We start from the raw sequence: 18,468 nt of genomic DNA on the forward strand, positions 1-18,468 counted from the left end.
CGAAGTCAAGGCTGTTTGCGTTTCAGCCGCTATCTACTGCTCGTTGCTCTCTGCGGGTTGCAGCATGGCCGTACCGTCACCGACCACGATCTGCTGCTCTGGGCATACCGGCCCTGGCACCACTACCTCTGAGCCGGAATCGAACTCCACGGTTACATCACCCGGCGTGCACCCGTAATCCAGGAGGATCACACCGCCGCCTGTATCGAGAACGACTTCGTCATCCCCGGTCAAGACAGTAACTCCGTCCGGTCCCTCGTTGAGGATGCTGAGGTCACCGGGAAGACTGCAGGCCGTTAACGTCACGGCCAGGATGGCGCCCATGAGATAACCCACGAACGGTGTTCTCCGGGTTCTACTCATCTGGTCCCCGTCCTTTATCGTTGCCCCGACCTTCGGTGGAGAGCAGTACCCTGCCCAGGAACAGTCTGCATGATTAGACATCGACCTCGCAGTGGAGTCCCAGCGGGGATCCCCAGCCGGACAGTTCTCAAGGGGACTAGTTGGGTCAGTGTGTGGTGCTCGCCCAATTCTCCTGATCGGGAGAGCGTTGCCATTCCTGGCGTGGGTTGTCCCACTCGCGTGCGGCATCTGTCAGCCAGATCGTGGTGTCGGGGTTCCACCCCGCGATGACCGTCGAAAGGTCAGTGTCGACGTGCAGTGCACGATTGGCATTACTGAGGTAGGCCAGGGCTGTCAGGTGCACCGCGTCCCACCGCTCGGCGACCTTCTCCCAGTCCGGGATCACCCACCTGCCGTCGTACCCGGTACAACGGAACCAGTCATGACGCCGTGATGCAGTGACCTCCAAGGGGTGCTCAAGGCACAGTGCCACCCAATCGGCCTCGGCGCGAACCTCATAGGTTCGGCCAATACCACGCACGGGGATGACTGTGGCGTGTTCCCAGCCGAAGGAGTCCTCGATGAGGTTCAATCCCAGCGGTATCTGCCCGACCGACTGAATGGTCCCTTGCGGGAAGGACCACCACGTTCCCGACCAGTTGGCGTGAGGGTTTCGGAGTCTTTTCCACTCGGAGCGGACCTCTTCAGCTCGTGTACCGAGGGCCCATTCAGCCAGCGCTTGGCGTGGTTCTCTGGGCAATGGTGCCGGATCGTCTGCTGATCGCCAGTCGATGGTCCATTGTTCGACCTGCCGGCTCTGTGACCACCACTTCGTAGAGGGCGACGTGATCACGTGCTGGGCGATGGGGGCAAGGGCTTTTCTCACCTCGGGGAGCGCTGCGAGGGCGTCCTCGCCGTCCGGTTCCTGCCAGGGACGAGACGTATCCACCGCTCGAGCCAAAGCACGGTCGATCACCTCAGCGCCCGCCATGGTCACGTCGAGCGCAGCCAGGGCAGTGATGAGGTCTGTCATGGAAGGCCTCGGTGGCGGCTCGCTAGCCTCACCAAAAGTGGCCTTCAGCATCACTCGGGACGTTCCCTTGCCCGGATCCAGGTCATGGGCGAGCCAGAACGCGGCAACCCTGACCTCAGGGCTCAAATCCATTGCCATCTCAAGGCACAGTCGTCGTCCACGAGGTCCGACCAACAGCGCATCAGCGTCCGCAACCATCTGCTTACCCTACGTGCGACACCCCACCACTGGCCCGTAAGCCGATCCCGCTACGGGAAGGCGTCTCCCTGGATCATGTCAGCAGGTGGAGGGCGGCTTTGGCGGTTGGGCTGGGTTGGAACTTGTTCCAGACCAGAAACTCTGTGCGGTGGGGGCCGTCGCGGACGGTGATTGTGCGTGCGCCGACCCACAGTTGTACCGTAATCGGAACGGCCGGCGCCCTGAATTCGTGTCAGCGCCTACTTGTTTTCTCCACCTGGCCGGCTCTGGCTTCGACGCGTTGCCGTTCGATAGCACGGTAGACGGTCGAACGACCGACACCGAAGAGTTCGGCGACCTCGGCAGTGCTGTACTCTCCGCTGTGCACCAGGGACACGAGGTGAGCTTCCTGACGGCCGTTGAGCTTGGGCTGCTTGCCACGAAGACGACCCTTGGCCTTCGCCACCTTCATCCCCTCGCGGGTGCGGAGCCGGATCAGGTCGGACTCGAACTCCGCAACCATGGCAAGGACGTTGAACAGCAGTCGGCCAACTGCGTCGGTGGGGTCATAGACCGACCCGCCCAAACTCAAGCTGATCTGACGGGCCGTGAGTTCGTCAGCGATCGCTCGAGCATCGGGAAGAGACCTGGCTAGGCGATCGAGCTTGGTGACCACCAAGGTGTCCCCGGCCCGACAGGCGGCTAGTGCCTCTCGCAATCCAGGTCGCTCACGATTAGTACCGGTCAGGCCATGATCAACATAGATCCGTTCAGCCTCGACGCCCAGGCCGAGAAGAGCGTCGCGTTGGGCGGTCAGGTCTTGCTGATCGGTGGAGCATCGGGCGTACCCAACAAGCAGCGCGCTCATGGCGCACCTCCAGAAGCTAGGCCCGTCCCGGCTGCGGCATGCGGCCGACTCGAGCATCGGGCAGCACCCGACTCCACCAGTAAGTCGCTCCCGCACCTCCAACTACAAGAGAAAACTCGCAGTAGCATCAGCCTGTGACGAGCAACCCCGGCGAAGACAACACGACGGTGCACCTGGGCAGTGTTGACCCTGGTGCTGGCCACCGTTATCTGCGTGCTGGCCGTGGCGCCCGCGATTCTGGTCGGCTCCTTCGTTGTCGGCTCGGTGATCTCACTCGCCAGGACGGGTATCGCCTGGGGGCAGACATGGGCATCCATACTCTTGCTGGTCTTGTACTTGGCAGGTTTTCTGACCTGCATTGCAATGCACCGCAGCCTCAATGTCCGCAGGACGTGGATCACGGCCGGGTTGGCGATCACCCTGGTCGGGCTAGCTTCGCTGCCCGTCGTATGGGTGATCTATCACGGCGTCACCGTAGAGTGGTGCGAGTCTCAGCCAGGCGGACGAGGGGCTTCCCCCATCACTTCGATGGACGACATTCCGGCAGTCTGCAGATAGGGGCCAGATTCCTCGGGGCTTTCGCGGCATGCGCCGATTCTGCCAACCCCGAAGACGACCCCAAATTTCCCGTGGACCTATCCACAACCGACACGGCCGCAATGAACCCGTCACCTCGGATCGATCAGTAGAGTCCACCCGTCTCTAGGACTCGGTGAATATCGTCGGACGTAACTCGCGCCAAAGCCGCAACCTTGGACACTGAAATTCCCGCGGCTACCGCCTCGTTGACGAGCAAGGACAGTTCCCGTTCGGCCGCCCGCATCGCATCTTGGGCCAGTAATGCCCGTTCAGAGCTTGCTTCGAGCCGAGCTTCGAACGCCACGACGAGTCGGACTGACCAGCCCGATGAGGAATTCCCTGAACTGGCAAAAGTCTGGCGCAAATGACCATGCCCCCGTAACTTAGCTCACACCCACCGTCTCAACATATCCCCGGCTTCGTCATCCCTGATCAGAGAGAGTTGAGAGAGTCCATGCGACGAAATGTCATCACCTCGCACTTGCAGTCCTCACCGTCAAGAAGGAAGAGCCGGCAACGGCACCGCCGGTCCTGGGGCATTGCCTTGGCCAGTACAGCGTTGGTGGCCAGTGCCATGCTCGGCGGGCCGGCCACGGCCACGCCGGTGGCCGTCACCGGCGAACGAGGACAGGATGGAGGCTTGGGAACGTGCTCGCCGGTGGAGAATCCCTCGACGGCGGGCTGGACCAGCTACTCCGAGATGAAACGAGAACTGGACCGGTTGGCACAGGCCAGCGGCGGAACGGTCGGGGTAGAGTCGATCGGCACGACCCATCGGGACCGTGACATCATGGCAGCCCGCGTGGGAACCGGCCCCCAGGTCATCGTGGTAACCGGAGCCATCCACGGAAACGAACGGACCGGGGTGGAAGCCCAGTTGAGCCTTCTCAAGACGCTCGCTGGCAACAGTCCCGAGGCGAAGCGCATCCGCTCCGAGGTCACGTTCGTGTCCATTCCGATGCTCAACCCTGACGGCCTCGAACTGAACCGGCGAGTCAATGACGTCTCCTGGGCAGACACCGAGGCCCAGTTCCCACAGCTCGCGGGTGCCACTCCAGCCTGGTACTACCGCTCCGGGGACCTTCCCGGCTTCGACCTGAACCGCGACTTCCACCCCGACCTTGACTACGTCCCCCAGCCCGAGGACATGCCGGGCGCGCAGACGGACGCCGGCTTCTACCTCAACCCCGAGTCCCGCGCCGTGCGCGACCTCTACGTCTCCCTACAGGAGGAATTTGGAAGCGTGGCAGCCGTGGTGGACCTGCACCACATGGGGCCCTGTAACGAGACGACAGGCGGGCCCCGTGATGGCAAACAGGTGACCGTGGCCATCGACTATCCACCACTGGGCGTGAACGACGGCGCCGCCTACTTGGATGATTACCCATTGTTGGACCAGGACAAGTCACGCCGCTACGCATTGGCCGCCATGGACGGCCTCACGGACAGCTACGGTGCCCAGTCTCCGCTGGCCGGCGTTGTCCGCTACCTACACCCGGAAGAACGAGAGTTCGCCGGCCAGGGGCGGTCCGCGTTCGCACTCAACGGCTCAGCATCGGTGCTGTTCGAAGTGCGCGGACAAACACAGTCCTTCGGACAGAAGCAGAAGGGGATGCTCGTGAAGACTGTCGAAACCGGGCTCATGTCAATCATCAAGGCCATGGCCGACGGGTCGGTCAACACCCTCGATGGAGATGACTTCTTCGACTACCCCGACTACGGCTGGGACACCGCCTCTGGTGATTGAGGCGTGCCTGACGGTCCCCTCCCGGCTCTGATCGCCGAGATCATGACCGAGGTGCCTGTCCCTACCGGGCACGGGCACCTCGGTCGGTCCTGCGCAGAGCTCGGCGAGACGCACGCACTGGTTCACACACGGGAGGATGGGGAACAGGTCCACTATGACTCGCTGACACCAGACCTGTTATGGATGTCGGCAGATCTATCCCGCCGCAGCCATGGGGTGAGATCATGGCGATTCCAGGCCGGATCACCGGATCTCCTTCCTCCCCCCTCTACTCCAGGATCCAACTCATGTCCATCAAGTTCGAGAACGTCGGCATCGCCGTGCGGGACCTGGAGGCGACGATCGCCTTCTTCACCGACCTGGGACTGATCGTCCTGGGACGGGACACGGTCAGTGGTCAGTGGGCGGACACCGCCGTCGGCCTGGACGGAAATCACGCCAACATCGCCATGCTCCAGACGCCGGACGGCAGCGGCCGCCTCGAGCTCTTCGAGTACCTCCACCCCGAGGCCATCGAGACGGAACCCACCCAGCCGCACGAGATCGGGATGCACCGCGTCGCCTTCTCCGTGGATGATCTCGACGAGGCCCTCGAGATCGCCGCGCGGCACGGTTGCCACCCGCTCCGGGGCGTGGCGACCTACGAGGACGTGTACAAGCTCACCTACGTCCGAGGCCCCAGCGGCATCCTCGTGATGCTCGCCCAGGAGCTGACGAAGTCCTGACCCGGAGCTCAGTTCTCCAGGACCTGAGGCCGTAGGTCCTCGGCCGGGGGCGTCCAGGTGGCCGGGTCAGCGTCCACCTGTTCTCCGGAACGGATGTCCTTGACCTGGTGTGTCGCCGCCCCGTCCTCCCCCACGGAGGTGAACCAGACGTATGGGATGCCGCGCTTGTCCGCGTACTTGATCTGCTTGCCGAACTTCTCGGCGGACACCGCCACCTCGGCGGGGATCCCCCGGGCGCGCAGGAACTGCGCGGTGTCCTGGGCGGCCGACCAGTCGTCGTCGTGCGTCAGGGCGATGTAGACGGCTGTGGGCACCGAACGGGAGGCGCGCGCCATGTCCTGGGAGAACATCCGCATCATCAGTCGGGTCACGCCGATCGAGAGCCCGACGCCCGGGAACGTGCGATTTCCCTTGGACGCCAGAGCGTCATAGCGGCCGCCCGAGCAAATGGACCCCAGCTGCTCGTGGCCCACCAGCACGGTCTCGTAGACCGTCCCCGTGTAGTAGTCGAGGCCGCGGGCAATGGACAGGTCCGCCACGGCGCGTCCGGGAGCGCGGCGGTGCAATTCCCCGACGACGCCGGCCAGCTCCTCGAGCCCTTCCTCCAGCAGCTCGTGGGTCACCCCCAAGGCGCGGACCTGCTCCACGAAAGACGTGTCCTCGGTGCGGATGGCAGCCAGGGCGAGGGCTTGCGCGGCTTGGTCCTCGGTGGCACCGAGTTCGGACTGGAGCAGGCGGGACACCTCGTCCGCGCCGATCTTCTCCAGCTTGTCGATGTTGCGCAGCACCCCGGCGGTGTCCTCGAGACCGAGCCCACGGTAGAAGCCCTCGGCGAGCTTGCGGTTGTTGATGCGAATGGTGAAGTCGCCGATCGGCAGGGCTCCGAGGGCCTCGGCCATCACCAGGGCCACGTCCACATCCGAGCGGAACGGCAGCGTGCCATCCCCGACCACGTCGATGTCCGCCTGGGTGAACTCGCGGGCGCGGCCCTCCTGCGGACGCTCACCACGCCAGACCTTCTGGATCTGGTACCGGCGGAACGGGAAGGACAGGTGCCCGGCGTTCTCCACCACGTAGCGGGCGAAGGGCACCGTCAGGTCGAAGTGCAGTGCCAAGCGATTCGGGTCTTGAGAATCCTGAGCCCGCGCTGCTCCCTGATCCGTGTCGGCCTGCAGACGCGAGACGGCGTAGACCTCCTTGTCGATCTCGCCCTTGCGCAGCAGCTGCCCGAGGGTCTCCACGGCGCGGGTCTCGATGGAGGAGAATCCATGCAACTCAAAGGTGTTCCGCAGGGTGTCCAGCACATGCTGTTCCACGATCCGTTCGGCGGGGAGCCACTCGTGGAAACCGGACAGGGATGCCTTGCGGGACATGGGCCACCTTCTGTTGGAACTGCTGGGGGACATTCGGCTCCCCATTCTAGGTCCAGCCGGTACGCTGGACGTGACCGTATCCACTATTCCCTGCGGCCGCGCGCCGGTGCAGGGCACCAGCAGAGAGTTCTAGCGGTGACCACCAGTCAAGAATCCGACGATCAGCAGTCCACCCAGCAGACCTCCGACGAGGCCCCCGTGGCAGCGTCCGAGCAGTCCGCCCCAGAGGTTTCGGAACAGGTATCGGAGCAGGTAGCAGAGCAGGCGACCGAACCCGCCGCCGAGCCCGCTGAGTCCGCCGTGCCAACCGAGACCCCGGTCGAGGAAGAGGTGTCCGCCGCCGAGGAGGAGACCGAGGCCGTGCTGGCCTCCGTTGAGGCGACCGAGGCGCCTTCGGTTGATCCCGCGCCCAGCGACGAGGTGACCTCGGAGGCGCCCACGCCGGAGCCGGCGTCGTCCACCGAAGAGGCCCCGGCCGACAAGGCCCCCACGGCGCAGTCCGCCGCCGAGCCCACGCCCAGCGAGCAGGCCCCCTCCCCCGCCGCGCCGAAGCCCGGCAAGGCCCCGAAGCCCTCCAACCTGCCGCGGCCCGCCGCCCCGGCTCGCCAGGGGAAGGCCACCTCGGCCACCGCCCCCGCCTCGCCGATGCCGGCCCCGAGCTTCACGACCCCCCTCGAGGACGCCGCGAAGTTCGCCAAGGTCAGCGACGACGGCCACGTCATCCTGATCGACGGCGCCGAGGAGCACCCGGTCGGCCAGTTCCCGGACGGGACCAAGGACGAGGCCCTCGCCTACTTCAGCCGCAAGTACGACGAGGTCGTCTCCCAGGTCATGCTCCTCGAGCAGCGCGTGGCCACGGGTGCACCGGCCGGCGAGATCCAGAAGACCCTGGGCCACCTGCGCCAGACCATCGGCGAACGCGGCATGGTGGGCGACATGCCCGCTCTGCGCGCCCGCGTCGAGGCCCTGCAGACCCGGTTGGACGATCTCAAGCTGGCCGAGAAGCTGGCCCTGGAGAAGGCCCAAGCCGAGCAGTTGGCCACCCGCGAGGCGATCGTGGCCGAAGCCGAGGAGCTGGCCGCGAAGGACCCTCAGCAGGTGCAGTGGAAGCAGGCCAGCGCCCGCATGGCCGAGCTGTTTGAGAGCTGGAAGGCCGCACAGAAGACCGGTCCCCGCCTCGGCAAATCGGTCGAGGACGGCCTGTGGAAGCGATTCCGCACCGCCCGCACCACGCACGACAAGCACCGCCGTGCATTCTTCTCCCAGCTGGACGCCACCAACTCCAAGGCCAAGTCCGCCAAGGAGAAGTTGATCGCCCGCGCCGAGGACCTCTCCACCTCCACCGACTGGGGACCCACGGCCGGTGCCTACCGGGATCTCATGGACGAGTGGAAGGCCGCCCCGCGCGCCTCCCGCAAGGAGGACGACGCCCTCTGGGCCCGCTTCCGTGCTGCGCAGGACGTCTTCTTCAACGCCCGCAAGGCGACCAACGACGAGATCGACAAGGAATACGGCGAGAACCTCAAGGTCAAGGAGCAGATCCTGGCCGAGGGCCAGAAGCTGTTGCCCGTGAAGGACGTCAAGGCCGCTCGCAAGGTCCTGAACGATCTCCGCGGTCGCTGGGAGGACGCCGGGCGGGTGCCCCGCAAGGACGTCACCCGCATGGAGTCCGCGTTCCGCAAGCTGGAGGAAGGCCTGAAGTCCGCCGAGGACGATCACTGGCGCAAGACCAACCCCGAGACCAAGGCCCGGACGAACTCCGCCCTGACCCAGCTCGAGGACAAGGTCGCCGAACTCGAGGATGACTTGACGAAGGCCCAGTCCAAGGGTGACGCCAAGGCCATCGCCAAGGCGCAGGAAGCACTCGATGCCCGCAAGATGTGGCTCGAGACCCTGCAGAAGTCGGCCCAGGGACTGCGCTGACCCCTGCGCCGACGTGGCGTGGATACCCGTGTGGATTCCCGCGTTGAGTCCTTGCATTGTCCACAGTTGTGGCCCGGCCCCGTGCCGGGCCACCACTGTTTCTGCCACGCTGGGACGGTGACCCTGACCGCTGCACCCGGTGCTGAATCCCCTGGTGGTTCCGCTGCTGGATCCCCTGCTGATTCCAACGCCCAGCTCACCGGTGGACCGACCGGGGCGAACCCTGGCCCCGCGCCGGTGGAGTTCCTGGTGCCCGGACTGCCCTATGCCGGTCCGGAGCTCCGGGGCATGGAGCTCTCCGGACTGATCGTCCACCTCATCGGTGATCTGTACGTGGAGGCCGACCAGGTCAGTTCGGGGGCAGCGGCACCGAGGATGGGGGCTGCCGGGATGCGGGCGGCGGCGGTTCTCCGGCTCGCGGCGCCCGTCATCTCGGGCCGATGGGCGGCCATGGGCCTGACGGCGGCCTGGGTGCTCTCGGGCGGGCCGCCACCGGCGGTGCTGGAGGCCTCCGTGGAGCGTTTCCACCGGATCCCGCTGCAGCCGCTGTCCGTCGGACTGCGGTTGGAGCAGTCTGACGCCGCTGGCCAGCCGGTCGACGTCGCAGATATCTTCGGGCTGCCGTGCACGAGTGTGGAGCGGACCATCGAGGATCTGCTGCGCCGTGCCGGGGACTCTCGCCGGGCGGCGGCGGCGATGACCGCGGCGACGCGCCTGTTGCCGCTGACCGATGCGTCGGCGCTCCGGGACCGGTTCGAATCTCGCCGGAGGCGTCCCGGCATGGCTTCAGCCCGGCGGGCGTTGGAGCGCCTGCTGACGGCTTGAGGTTCAGTCGGCCTGTGGTCTCCATCTGTCTGACCTCTCCGTCAGCCCGAGCTCTCCGCCGGTCTCAGTCCTCGGCCGGCCTCAGTCTTCCGCTATGGGGCGGCTCTGACCGGCGGTGCGGTAGACGTCATAGACCCCGTCGATGCGCCGCACCGAGGAAAGCACGTGGCTCAGGTACTTCGGGTCCCCCATCTCGAAGACGAACTTGCTGATGGCCACCCGACTCCGGGAGGTGTTCACCGATGCCGAGAGGATGTTGACGTGGTGTTCCGCGAGCATCCGTGTCACATCCGAGAGCAGGGACTTGCGGTCCAGCGCCTCGACCTGGATCTCCACCAGGAACACCGAGGACTGCGTGGGGGCCCAGGAGACCTCCACGATCCGGTCCGGTTCCTCCCTGAGGTGGTCGATGTTCTTGCAGTCGGTGCGGTGCACGGACACGCCGGAGCCACGGGTGACGAAGCCGATGATCTCGTCCGGCGGCACCGGGGTGCAGCAGCGGGCCAGCTTGGCCATCACGTCGCCGGACCCCTGCACCATGACCCCGGAGTCCGACTGCCTGCTCGGAGCAGCGATGCGGGTGATCGGGATCGCGGAGGTGTCCAGGGACTCCTCGGTCTCCTCCTCCACCGCATGCAGCTTCTGCAGGTGCTCGATCACGTTCTGCACGGAGACGTTGGCGTCCCCGATGGAGGCGTAGAGCGTGGAGATGTCCGGCAGGTTCAGCTGCCCCGCCACCTCGGTGAGCGAATCCGAAGCCATCATCTGGTGCAGGGGCAGATTCATCTTGCGCAACTGGCGGGTGAGCTGCTCCTTACCCTTCTCGATGGACTCCTCGCGGCGTTCCTTCGAGAACCAGTGGCGGATCTTGTTCCGGGCCCGCGGGCTGCGGACGAATCCGAGCCAGTCCTGGCTGGGCCCGGCGCCCTCGGTCTTCGAGGTGAAGATCTCTACCCAGTCGCCGTGGTGCAGTTCGCTGTTCAGCGGGACGAGCTTGCCGTTGACGCGGGCGCCGATGGTGCGGTGACCCACCTCGGTGTGCACGGCGTACGCGAAGTCCACGGGGGTCGAGCCGGCCGGCAGGGCCATCACTTCGCCCTTGGGCGTGAACACGAAGACCTCGGCCGCGTCGATCTCCGCGCGCAGCGACTCCAGGAACTCGTTCGGGTCCGTGGTGTCCTTCTGCCAGTCCATGACGGAACGCAGCCATCCCGGGGTCTGATCCCCACTGGACGGGGCACCCTGGGCCGCCTGGTCCTTGTACTTCCAGTGCGCCGCCACTCCGTACTCCGCGCGGCGGTGCATCTCATGCGTGCGCAGCTGGATCTCCACGGGTTTGCCGCCCGGACCGATCACCGTGGTGTGCAGAGACTGGTACATGTTCAGCTTGGGCATGGCGATGTAGTCCTTGAAGCGGCCCGGCAACGGACTCCACTTCGCGTGCAGCACACCGAGCGCGCCATAGCAGTCCCGGACCGAGTCGACCAGCACGCGGACGCCCGTGAGGTCATGGATCTCGTCGAAGTCCTTCCCTCGGACGATCATCTTCTGGTAAATGGAGTAGAAGTGCTTCGGGCGTCCCGTGACGGTGGCCCGCACCCGGGCCTCCTTGAGGTCCTTCTCGATCTGTCCGCGCAGCACGGCCAGGTTCTTCTCCCGCTCGGGGGTCCGCTCCCCCACCAGCCGCACGATCTCCGCGTACACCTTGGGGTACAGGGCTGCGAAGGACAGGTCCTCCAGCTCCCACTTGATCGTGTTCATGCCGAGCCGGTGGGCCAGCGGCGCGTAGATCTCCAGGGTCTCCTTGGCCTTGCGCGCGCTCGAAGCCGGGGCCACATAGCGCCACGTGCGGGCGTTGTGCAGCCGGTCGGCGAGCTTGATGACCAGGACCCGGACGTCGTCCGCCATGGCCAGCACCATCTTGCGGACGGTCTCGGCCTGCGCGGCGTCCCCGAACTTGACCTTGTCCAGCTTGGTGACCCCGTCCACCAGGACGGCCACCTCGTCCCCGAAGTCCCGGCGCAACTGCTCCAGCGAGTAACTGGTGTCCTCCACCGTGTCATGCAACAGAGCCCCGGCCAGGGTGGTGCCGGTCATGCCCAGCTCGGCGAGGATCGTGGCCACGGCCACGGGGTGGGTGATGTACGGGTCGCCGCTCTTGCGCTTCTGGCCCGCGTGGGCCTTCTCGGCCACCTCGAAGGCCCGGATGATCAGGTCGAGATCTTCCTTCGGCTGGCGGACCTTGAGGGTCCGGACCAGTGGCTCCAGGATCGGCGAATAGTCGTTGGCGACGCGGCCGGTCAGCCGCGCCAGCCGGCTACGGGGCCGCCGTGAGATGATCGCACCGCCCACCGCCGGGCTGCCCGCGGTCGCCGCACCGGACGGACCGCTGGGCCGGGCACCGGGCGGGGTGGTGGACGAGGTGCTGGGAACCGGGCTCGTGACCGGTGCGGTGGGGGTGCGCTCTGGCGCCGCGGACGCCTCAGTCCTGGTGGCCGACGTCGACCCCTCGGTTTCCGTGTCCTCGCTCGGCCCGCTGGGCACGGCCGAGGAATAGGTCTGGTTGGGTGTGGGGTGGGGGACGGCCCCCGGGCCGGCCGGGCGCGGCCGTTCTGACTCAGAACCCATGGCTGCCGTCCTTCCCGCGGTCAGCGCAGATCTCGTGCGCTACCGCTGTGCTCAACCCTCAACGGGTAGTGATCCATTCTAGGGCCACCACCAGAAGTGGCCGGTACCCTGCAGTCAGAGTACCGGCCACCAGAGGTGATCAGCGCAGGTCAGGCCGCAGCTGACGTCTCCGCTTCGCGCCGTTCGAGGACCTTGGCGTCATTGGCCTGGATCTTCGGCTCGCCCTTGCGCAGCAACGCGTACAGCGGCGCTTGGATGAAGATCGTGGCCAGGGTGCCCACGATGATGCCGACGAAGATGGCCAGGGAGATGTCACGCAGCGTGCCGGCACCGAGCAGGAACGCGCCGATGAACAGGATCGAGGCCACCGGAAGGATGGCCACCACGGAGGTGTTGATCGACCGGACCAGCGTCTGGTTGATCGCCAGGTTGACGTTCTCCCGGAAGGTCCGCGTGGTCTCCTCGAGGTTGTGCTCCGTGTTCTCCCGGATCTTGTCGAAGACCACCACCGTGTCATAGAGCGCATAACTGAGGATCGTCAGGAAGCCGATGATGGCACTCGGGGTGACCTCGAAGCCGGTGGCACCATAGATGCCCGCGGTCACCGCCACCACGTACAGCAGCCCGATCACCGCGGCGAGCGACATCTTCCAGGTGCGGAAGTAGACGGCCATCAGCAACGCCACGAGGACGATGAAGACGACCAGGCCGAGCAGCGCCTGCTGCGTCACCCCCTGGCCCCAGGTGGGACCCACGAAGTTGGAGGTCACCTGGTCCTGATCGACCCCGTAGGCCGTCTGCAAGTTCGCCGCGACCTCCAGGGTCTGATCGTCGTCCAGCAGGTCCGTCTGGATCCGCATGGTGCCCGGCGCGATGTTCGTGACGGTGGCCTCGGCCTCCGGCACGGCATCCTGCACGGCGTCCTCACCGGGAGCGACGTCCGTGTTGGACACCGCGGAGACGGTGAACTCCGAGCCGCCGCGGAAGTCGATGCCGAGGTTGAAGCCGCCGCGGGCCAGGGTCAGGCCGACCACCGCCACGAGGATGATCAGGGCGACGGAGAACCAGGTCTTCCACTTCGTGGTGAAGGGATAGGAACGCTTGCCGGTGTAGAGCTTGTTGCCCCAGGTGGCCAGTGCACTCACTTTTGCTCCTCCGTCCGATCGGTCGAGGTGGTACTGCCGCCGGCGGAGTCGGCTGCCGATTCGACTGCAGGGTCGGCGGCGCTGGAGCCGCCGAGCGCCGCGAGCTGCTCCGCCCGCCGGCGTTCGGCGATCGTCTGCCGCTTGGCTGCCTCCTTGGAGGACTTCTGGCTCGTCTTCAATGACTTGCCGGAGGACGCGGCCGGGGCCGGCCTGAACTCGCGGATCTTCCCGGCGCCTTGGTACAGGGGCTCGCGGCCAAGCAGCGAGGGGTCGAGTCCGGAGAACTTGTGCCCGCCCCCGAAGAAGCGGGTGTTCGCCAGCATCTGCAGCACCGGGTGGGTGAACATGAAGACCACGACGAGGTCCGCCACGGCGGTCAGGCCGAGCGTGAACGCAAACCCGCGCACGTTGCCCACCGCCACGAAGTACAGCACGACGGCGGCCAGCAGGTTGACGGCCTTGGCCGCGACCACGGTGCGCTTGGCCCGGAGCCAGCCGTACTCCACGGCCTCCGCCAGGCTGCGCCCGTTGCGCAACTCATCCTTGATGCGTTCGAAGTAGACGATGAACGAGTCCGCCGTCAGGCCGATGGCCACGATCAGACCCGCTATACCGGCGAGGGACAACCGATAGTTGTCCGACCAGCCCAACAGGACGATCGCCAGGTAAGTCAGCACCCCCGCCACCACCAGCGAGGCCATGGTGACCAGCCCCAGCAGGCGATACTGGAAGAACGAGTACACGGCCACCAGGGCCAGGCCGATAAGCCCGGCGATGAGGCCGAGGCGCAACTGGTCGGCACCGAGGGTGGCGGAGATCTGCTGCTCGGACTCGATGGTGAAGCTGATCGGCAGCGCGCCGTACTTCAGCTGCTCGGCCAGGGCCGCGGCCGACTCCTCGGTGAAGTTGCCGGAGATCTGGGCCCGGCCGTCGGTGATGACGGCCTGGGACTGTGGCGCGGAGACGACCATGCCGTCCAGGACGATGGCGAACTGCTTGCGCGGGTCGCCCTCCTGGAAGGGGGTCAGGCGCTGGGTCACCTCGCGGAAGGCGTCCGTGCCGGCGTTGTTGAAGGTCAGGTTCACGGCCCACTGGTTGGTGGACACGCCGGTGGCCGTGTTGACCAGGCCGTAGTCGGCGTCGGCGATGTCAGTGCCGGGGACCTCGACCGGTCCGACGATGTACTTCACGCCCTGATTCGGATCGCAGACAATGGCTGCCTCGTCCGTGGGCAGCGACTCCCGGTTCGGGTCCTCGAGCACGGCGGGGCAGTCGTAGGCTTCGAACTCCGCGGCCAGCTCCGGAGTGATCCAATTCGGGTCCGAGCCGTTCTCGGGCTCGGCCGTGGGCTCCGGGAATTCCTCCGCCGGCGTCCGCTGGTCCTCCGGCGTCGCGGTGAAGGAACCCATGGTGATGACCGGGCGGAACTCCATGTTGGCGGAGGCCTGGATCAGCTCACGGGTCTCCTGGTCCGGGACGCCGGGCAGGGACACCACCACATTGCGACCGCTCTGGGTGGCGATCTCGGCCTCGGAGACACCGGAGCCGTCCACCCGCTGGCGGATGATCTCCACCGCCTGGTCGAGTTGCTCCGCGGACACCTCTTGGCCACCGGTGACCTCCGGGGCGAGCACCATCTGGGTGCCGCCTTCCAGGTCGAGGGCGAGCTTGGGGGCCAGCTGGGCCTGGCCGGTGGCCACGCCGACACCGAGGATCGCCGCCAGGGCGACCATCAGGCCAGCGAGCCACCAGAGGGTGCGCTTGGCGCGTCCCCGGGGGGTCTTATCAGACATGGAAGGCTACGGCTTTCGGGTTCACGGTGCGAGGGAGTGCGTCTGGGTCAGACGGCGTCAGGCAGACGGGCGATCCGTGCCGGGACGCTGGTCGTCCGGGCCGTTGCCATCGGTCTCGTTGCGGTCGGTCCCACCGTTGGCCTCTTCCAGGCCGGCCGGGGAATCCGGGACGGTGGTCTCCGGCTCGTCGACCACGGCGGCACCGGCGGCGGGATCCACAGCCTTGCCGATGGCCTGCAGGTGCACGGTGGCCGTGTTACCCGGGGAGATCTCGATGACGGCCTTGTTCTCGTCCTTGTCCACGGACAGGATGGTGCCGTACAGGCCCATGGTGGTCATGACTTCAACACCGGGGCCGAGCGACTGGTGCAGCTGCTGCTGCTGCTGCTGAGCCTTCTTGCTGCGGCGGAACATGCTGAAGATCAGCAACGCGAAGATCGCGAGCATGATCAGCAGGAAGGGGTCGAACGGCAGGCCGCCACCACCTTCCGCGTTGGCGCCTTCGGCGACGAGCGAGGCAGTTGGGGGGGCGATCAGCTGGGTCACTTCGGGGACACCACATTCCAGAGTCGGGGCACAGGACAACCCGATTAGTCTACGGGTAGGTTCACACCGGCCGTTCAGACGCGCCCTCCCGGGGCACATTGTTCACCGATTTCCCAGAAACACTTCGAACCCGGGGACAGAAATCAGGGTCCGAGTTCAGGGACCAACCCGAGGTCAGGGATCAAACAGCGTGTCGGCCTCGTCAGCACTGTCCGGCCGGTTGGAGTCCGCACCGGCATCAGAAGGTGTCGGCACCATCCAGAACGCCGCCCCCGGAGAATCGGGGGGCGGGACCAGGCCCAGGTGCTCCCAGGCCGCGGGCATGGCGATCCGGCCCCGCGGGGTCCGCCCCAGCAGGCCCTCGCGCACCAAGAAGGGCTCCGCCACGGTCTCCACCGTCTCGGTCTCCTCCCCCACGGCGATGGCCAGCGTGGACAGGCCCACCGGTCCCCCGGCGAACTTGCGGCACAGGGCCTCGAGCACAGAACGGTCGAGACGGTCCAGGCCCTTCTCATCCACCTCATACATCTCCAAGGCGGCGGAGGCGGCGCGTGAGTCCACCTGCTCCAGCCCACCCACCAGGGCCCAGTCGCGCACCCGGCGCAGCAGCCGGTTGGCGATGCGGGGTGTCCCCCGGGAGCGGCTGGCGATCTGGGTGAATCCAGCGGAGTTGACCTTCATGTCCAGCAACAGGGCGGATCGGCGCAGCACCAGCTCCAGTTCCTCGGTGCTGTAGAACTCGAGATGGCCGGTGAAGCCGAAGCGGTCGCGGAGCGGCCCGGGCAGCAGCCCGGCGCGGGTGGTGGCCCCCACCAGCGTGAACGGCGGGATCTCCAGGGGGATGGAGGTGGCGCCGGCACCCTTGCCGACCACGATGTCCACCCGGAAGTCCTCCATGGCCATGTAGAGCATCTCCTCGGCCGGACGGGACATCCGGTGGATCTCGTCCAGGAACAGCACCTCCCCCTCCGTCAGAGAGGACAGGATGGCGGCCAGGTCACCGGCGTGCTGGATGGCCGGGCCGGACGAGATCCGTAGCGGCGCGTTCATCTCCCCGGCGATAATCATGGCCAGCGTGGTCTTGCCCAGACCGGGCGGCCCGGACATCAACACGTGGTCAGCGGTGCGGCCGCGCAGCCGGGCGGCCTCCAAGACCAGTGAGAGCTGCCGGCGGACCCGCTGTTGACCCACGAAGTCGTCGAGGTTCTTGGGACGCAGGGCGGTCTCGAGCTCCCGCTCCTCACCCTCAGCTGCCCCGGCCACGAGCCGGCCGTCTGGCTGTTGCGTCATGTGCTACCCCCTACCGGCCCGACCGGGCGGACTGCCCCTGGCCGAGGTGGCGAAGTGTGGACTTGAGCACGCTGGCCACCGTGCCGGACTCCTCTAGTTCGGGCTCATGCCGGATGGTGTCCCGGACTGCCTTCTCCGCGTCCTTCTCCGTCCAGCCTAAGCCGGTCAGTGCCTCCAGGACGCGATCCATCCACGGCATGGAGCCGGCCAGGGCTGGCTGGTCCTCGACCCCGGAAGCCGGCGCGCCCGTGGGCACGAGCTTGTCCGTCAACTCCAGGACGATGCGCCGCGCGCCCTTGGGGCCGATGCCCGGGACCTTGGTGAAGGCCTTGTCGTCCCCCGTGGACGCCGCCACGCGGACCGCCTCCGGATCATGGACCGCCAGCACGGCCAGGGCCAGCCGGGGGCCGACGCCGGAGACCCCGAGCAGCACCTCGAAGACGTCCCTCTCGTCCTCCGTGGCGAAGCCGAACAGGGTCATCGAGTCCTCACGCACCACCATGGAGGTCAGGACCCGCCCAGCCTCCCCCAGGTGGAGCCCCGCCAGCGTCTGCGGGGTGGCGGAGAACCGCATGCCGAAGCCGGACACGGTGAGGACGGCGTGGTTCAACCCCACGGATTCCACGGTGCCGGTCAGGGACGAAATCATGCTCAACTCGCTCTTCTCGGGACAACAGACGGACAGCAGACGGACGACAGCCGGACGGGTGCCCGGACAGCCCCTCGGTTCGAACGTATCTACGAAGACCCTAGCCCATAGCGGGATTCAGATCCGGGAACCGCCGCTCCAGCCCTTCGAGCCCCGGCTTCGCTGCTCGGCGGCGAGCCAGGCCTGCTGGGCCGGCGTTGATCCCCCGGTGCGGTGACCGCCGGAGCCGCCGGCCGGCGTCGGGAAACGCGAAGCGCGCTGGGGGCTGGTGAGGTTGCCCGTCTCCAGCCCGCCGCCCATCAGCCCGCCGCGCCAGGCATGGGTGATGGCCAGGGCGAGGGCATCAGCAGCATCGGCAGGCTTGGGCGGGGCGTCGAGGCGCAAGATCCTGGTGACCATGGCGGTGACCTGGTCCTTGCCCGCGGTGCCGCTGCCGGTGACCGCGGCCTTCACCTCGGAGGGGGTGTGGAGCGCCACCGGAATGCCGCGCCGGGCGGCCGCCGCGATGACCACGCCGGAGGCCTGGGCGGTGCCCATCACGGTCGGCGTGTTGTTCTGCGCGAACATGCGCTCCACGGCCACGTGGTCCGGGCTGTGGCGGTCGAGCCATTCGTTGATGGCCTCGTCGATGGCGAGCAGCCGCAGGTCGAGCGACTGTTCGGCCGGGGAGCCGACGACCGTCACCGCCACCAGCGTGGCGGTGCGGTTGGGCGCCACGTCCACCACGGCGATGCCGCAGCGGGTCAGGCCGGGATCGACACCGAGCACCCGCAGCGGACTCGGCGCCCGGCGCGCTCCGCTCCCGGGGCTGACGGTCAAGGGCGG

The 18,468-nt window shown here is 66.9% G+C and carries 17 protein-coding genes; 6 read left to right on the plus strand and 11 right to left on the minus strand.

Annotated elements, in window-relative coordinates; genetic code table 11:
- Positions 1 to 33 precede the first annotated feature (33 nt).
- The 3 genes from C8E99_RS05305 to C8E99_RS05315 all read right to left on the minus strand — a co-directional run bounded on the left by C8E99_RS05305 (position 34) and on the right by C8E99_RS05315 (position 2,420).
- Positions 34 to 363 carry a hypothetical protein gene (locus C8E99_RS05305; RefSeq protein WP_115931411.1) on the minus strand — a complete coding sequence of 110 codons (330 nt, stop codon included), beginning with the start codon at positions 361 to 363 and terminating at the stop codon, positions 34 to 36.
- Positions 364 to 508: 145 nt separating this feature from the next.
- The gene (locus tag C8E99_RS05310) at positions 509 to 1,375 is read right to left on the minus strand and encodes a hypothetical protein (RefSeq protein ID WP_245952096.1); all 867 of its coding nucleotides are present in this window, start codon (positions 1,373 to 1,375) and stop codon (positions 509 to 511) included.
- Between the two features lie 430 nt (positions 1,376 to 1,805).
- A complete protein-coding gene (locus C8E99_RS05315) occupies positions 1,806 to 2,420 on the minus strand; it encodes a recombinase family protein (RefSeq protein ID WP_211308989.1) in 615 nt (204 codons plus the stop codon).
- A 183-nt stretch (positions 2,421 to 2,603) separates the two neighbouring features.
- Between C8E99_RS05315 and C8E99_RS05320 the strand changes: the two genes are divergently transcribed.
- The 3 genes from C8E99_RS05320 to C8E99_RS05330 all read left to right on the plus strand — a co-directional run bounded on the left by C8E99_RS05320 (position 2,604) and on the right by C8E99_RS05330 (position 5,471).
- Positions 2,604 to 2,978, plus strand: a complete 375-nt coding sequence (locus tag C8E99_RS05320) for a hypothetical protein (protein WP_170144531.1) — start codon at positions 2,604 to 2,606, stop codon at positions 2,976 to 2,978.
- Positions 2,979 to 3,561: 583 nt separating this feature from the next.
- Entirely contained in the window at positions 3,562 to 4,746 is a 1,185-nt protein-coding gene (locus tag C8E99_RS05325) for a M14 family zinc carboxypeptidase (protein WP_245952098.1), read from the plus strand.
- A 287-nt stretch (positions 4,747 to 5,033) separates the two neighbouring features.
- Positions 5,034 to 5,471, plus strand: coding sequence for a VOC family protein (locus C8E99_RS05330; RefSeq protein ID WP_115931414.1), 438 nt, complete (start codon positions 5,034 to 5,036; stop codon positions 5,469 to 5,471).
- A gap of 8 nt (positions 5,472 to 5,479) precedes the next feature.
- Here the strand turns inward: C8E99_RS05330 and hisS are convergent, their stop codons facing one another.
- On the minus strand, positions 5,480 to 6,844 hold the full coding sequence (hisS, locus tag C8E99_RS05335) for a histidine--tRNA ligase (RefSeq protein WP_115931415.1): 1,365 nt from the start codon (positions 6,842 to 6,844) through the stop codon (positions 5,480 to 5,482).
- Between the two features lie 330 nt (positions 6,845 to 7,174).
- On the opposite strand from hisS, the gene C8E99_RS05340 reads away from it, so the two are divergent.
- Both C8E99_RS05340 and C8E99_RS05345 read left to right on the plus strand, forming a co-directional pair.
- A complete protein-coding gene (locus tag C8E99_RS05340; protein ID WP_425452916.1) occupies positions 7,175 to 8,767 on the plus strand; it encodes a DUF349 domain-containing protein in 1,593 nt (530 codons plus the stop codon).
- 117 nt (positions 8,768 to 8,884) lie between these two features.
- Positions 8,885 to 9,592: a hypothetical protein gene (locus C8E99_RS05345; protein ID WP_147301181.1), complete on the plus strand. Its 708-nt coding sequence runs from the start codon at positions 8,885 to 8,887 to the stop codon at positions 9,590 to 9,592.
- Positions 9,593 to 9,673: 81 nt separating this feature from the next.
- On the opposite strand, the gene C8E99_RS05350 is transcribed toward C8E99_RS05345, so the two are convergent.
- The gene (locus tag C8E99_RS05350; protein WP_115931417.1) at positions 9,674 to 11,944 is read right to left on the minus strand and encodes a RelA/SpoT family protein; all 2,271 of its coding nucleotides are present in this window, start codon (positions 11,942 to 11,944) and stop codon (positions 9,674 to 9,676) included.
- Between C8E99_RS05350 and C8E99_RS05355 the strand changes: the two genes are divergently transcribed.
- Positions 11,928 to 12,149, plus strand: a complete 222-nt coding sequence (locus C8E99_RS05355) for a hypothetical protein (protein WP_115931418.1) — start codon at positions 11,928 to 11,930, stop codon at positions 12,147 to 12,149. The genes C8E99_RS05350 and C8E99_RS05355 overlap by 17 nt on opposite strands.
- A 220-nt stretch (positions 12,150 to 12,369) precedes the next feature.
- Here C8E99_RS05355 and secF read toward each other — a convergent pair whose 3' ends face one another.
- From secF to ruvC, 6 genes are all read right to left on the minus strand, one after another.
- Positions 12,370 to 13,365: a protein translocase subunit SecF gene (gene secF, locus C8E99_RS05360; RefSeq protein WP_115931419.1), complete on the minus strand. Its 996-nt coding sequence runs from the start codon at positions 13,363 to 13,365 to the stop codon at positions 12,370 to 12,372.
- Positions 13,362 to 15,158 (minus strand): protein translocase subunit SecD, encoded by a 1,797-nt coding sequence (gene secD / locus C8E99_RS05365; protein ID WP_115931420.1) that lies wholly within the window; start codon positions 15,156 to 15,158, stop codon positions 13,362 to 13,364. Before secD ends, secF begins: the two co-directional genes overlap by 4 nt.
- Before the next feature lie 57 nt (positions 15,159 to 15,215).
- On the minus strand, positions 15,216 to 15,704 hold the full coding sequence (yajC, locus tag C8E99_RS05370) for a preprotein translocase subunit YajC (protein ID WP_170144532.1): 489 nt from the start codon (positions 15,702 to 15,704) through the stop codon (positions 15,216 to 15,218).
- A 174-nt stretch (positions 15,705 to 15,878) separates the two neighbouring features.
- Positions 15,879 to 16,994, minus strand: a complete 1,116-nt coding sequence (ruvB, locus tag C8E99_RS05375; RefSeq protein ID WP_115931422.1) for a Holliday junction branch migration DNA helicase RuvB — start codon at positions 16,992 to 16,994, stop codon at positions 15,879 to 15,881.
- 10 nt (positions 16,995 to 17,004) lie between these two features.
- Positions 17,005 to 17,643: a Holliday junction branch migration protein RuvA gene (ruvA, locus tag C8E99_RS05380; protein ID WP_115931423.1), complete on the minus strand. Its 639-nt coding sequence runs from the start codon at positions 17,641 to 17,643 to the stop codon at positions 17,005 to 17,007.
- A gap of 117 nt (positions 17,644 to 17,760) precedes the next feature.
- Positions 17,761 to 18,462, minus strand: a complete 702-nt coding sequence (gene ruvC / locus C8E99_RS05385) for a crossover junction endodeoxyribonuclease RuvC (protein ID WP_245952100.1) — start codon at positions 18,460 to 18,462, stop codon at positions 17,761 to 17,763.
- Positions 18,463 to 18,468: the final 6 nt, after the last annotated feature.

Source organism: Citricoccus muralis (assembly GCF_003386075.1).
GTDB lineage: Bacteria > Actinomycetota > Actinomycetes > Actinomycetales > Micrococcaceae > Citricoccus > Citricoccus muralis.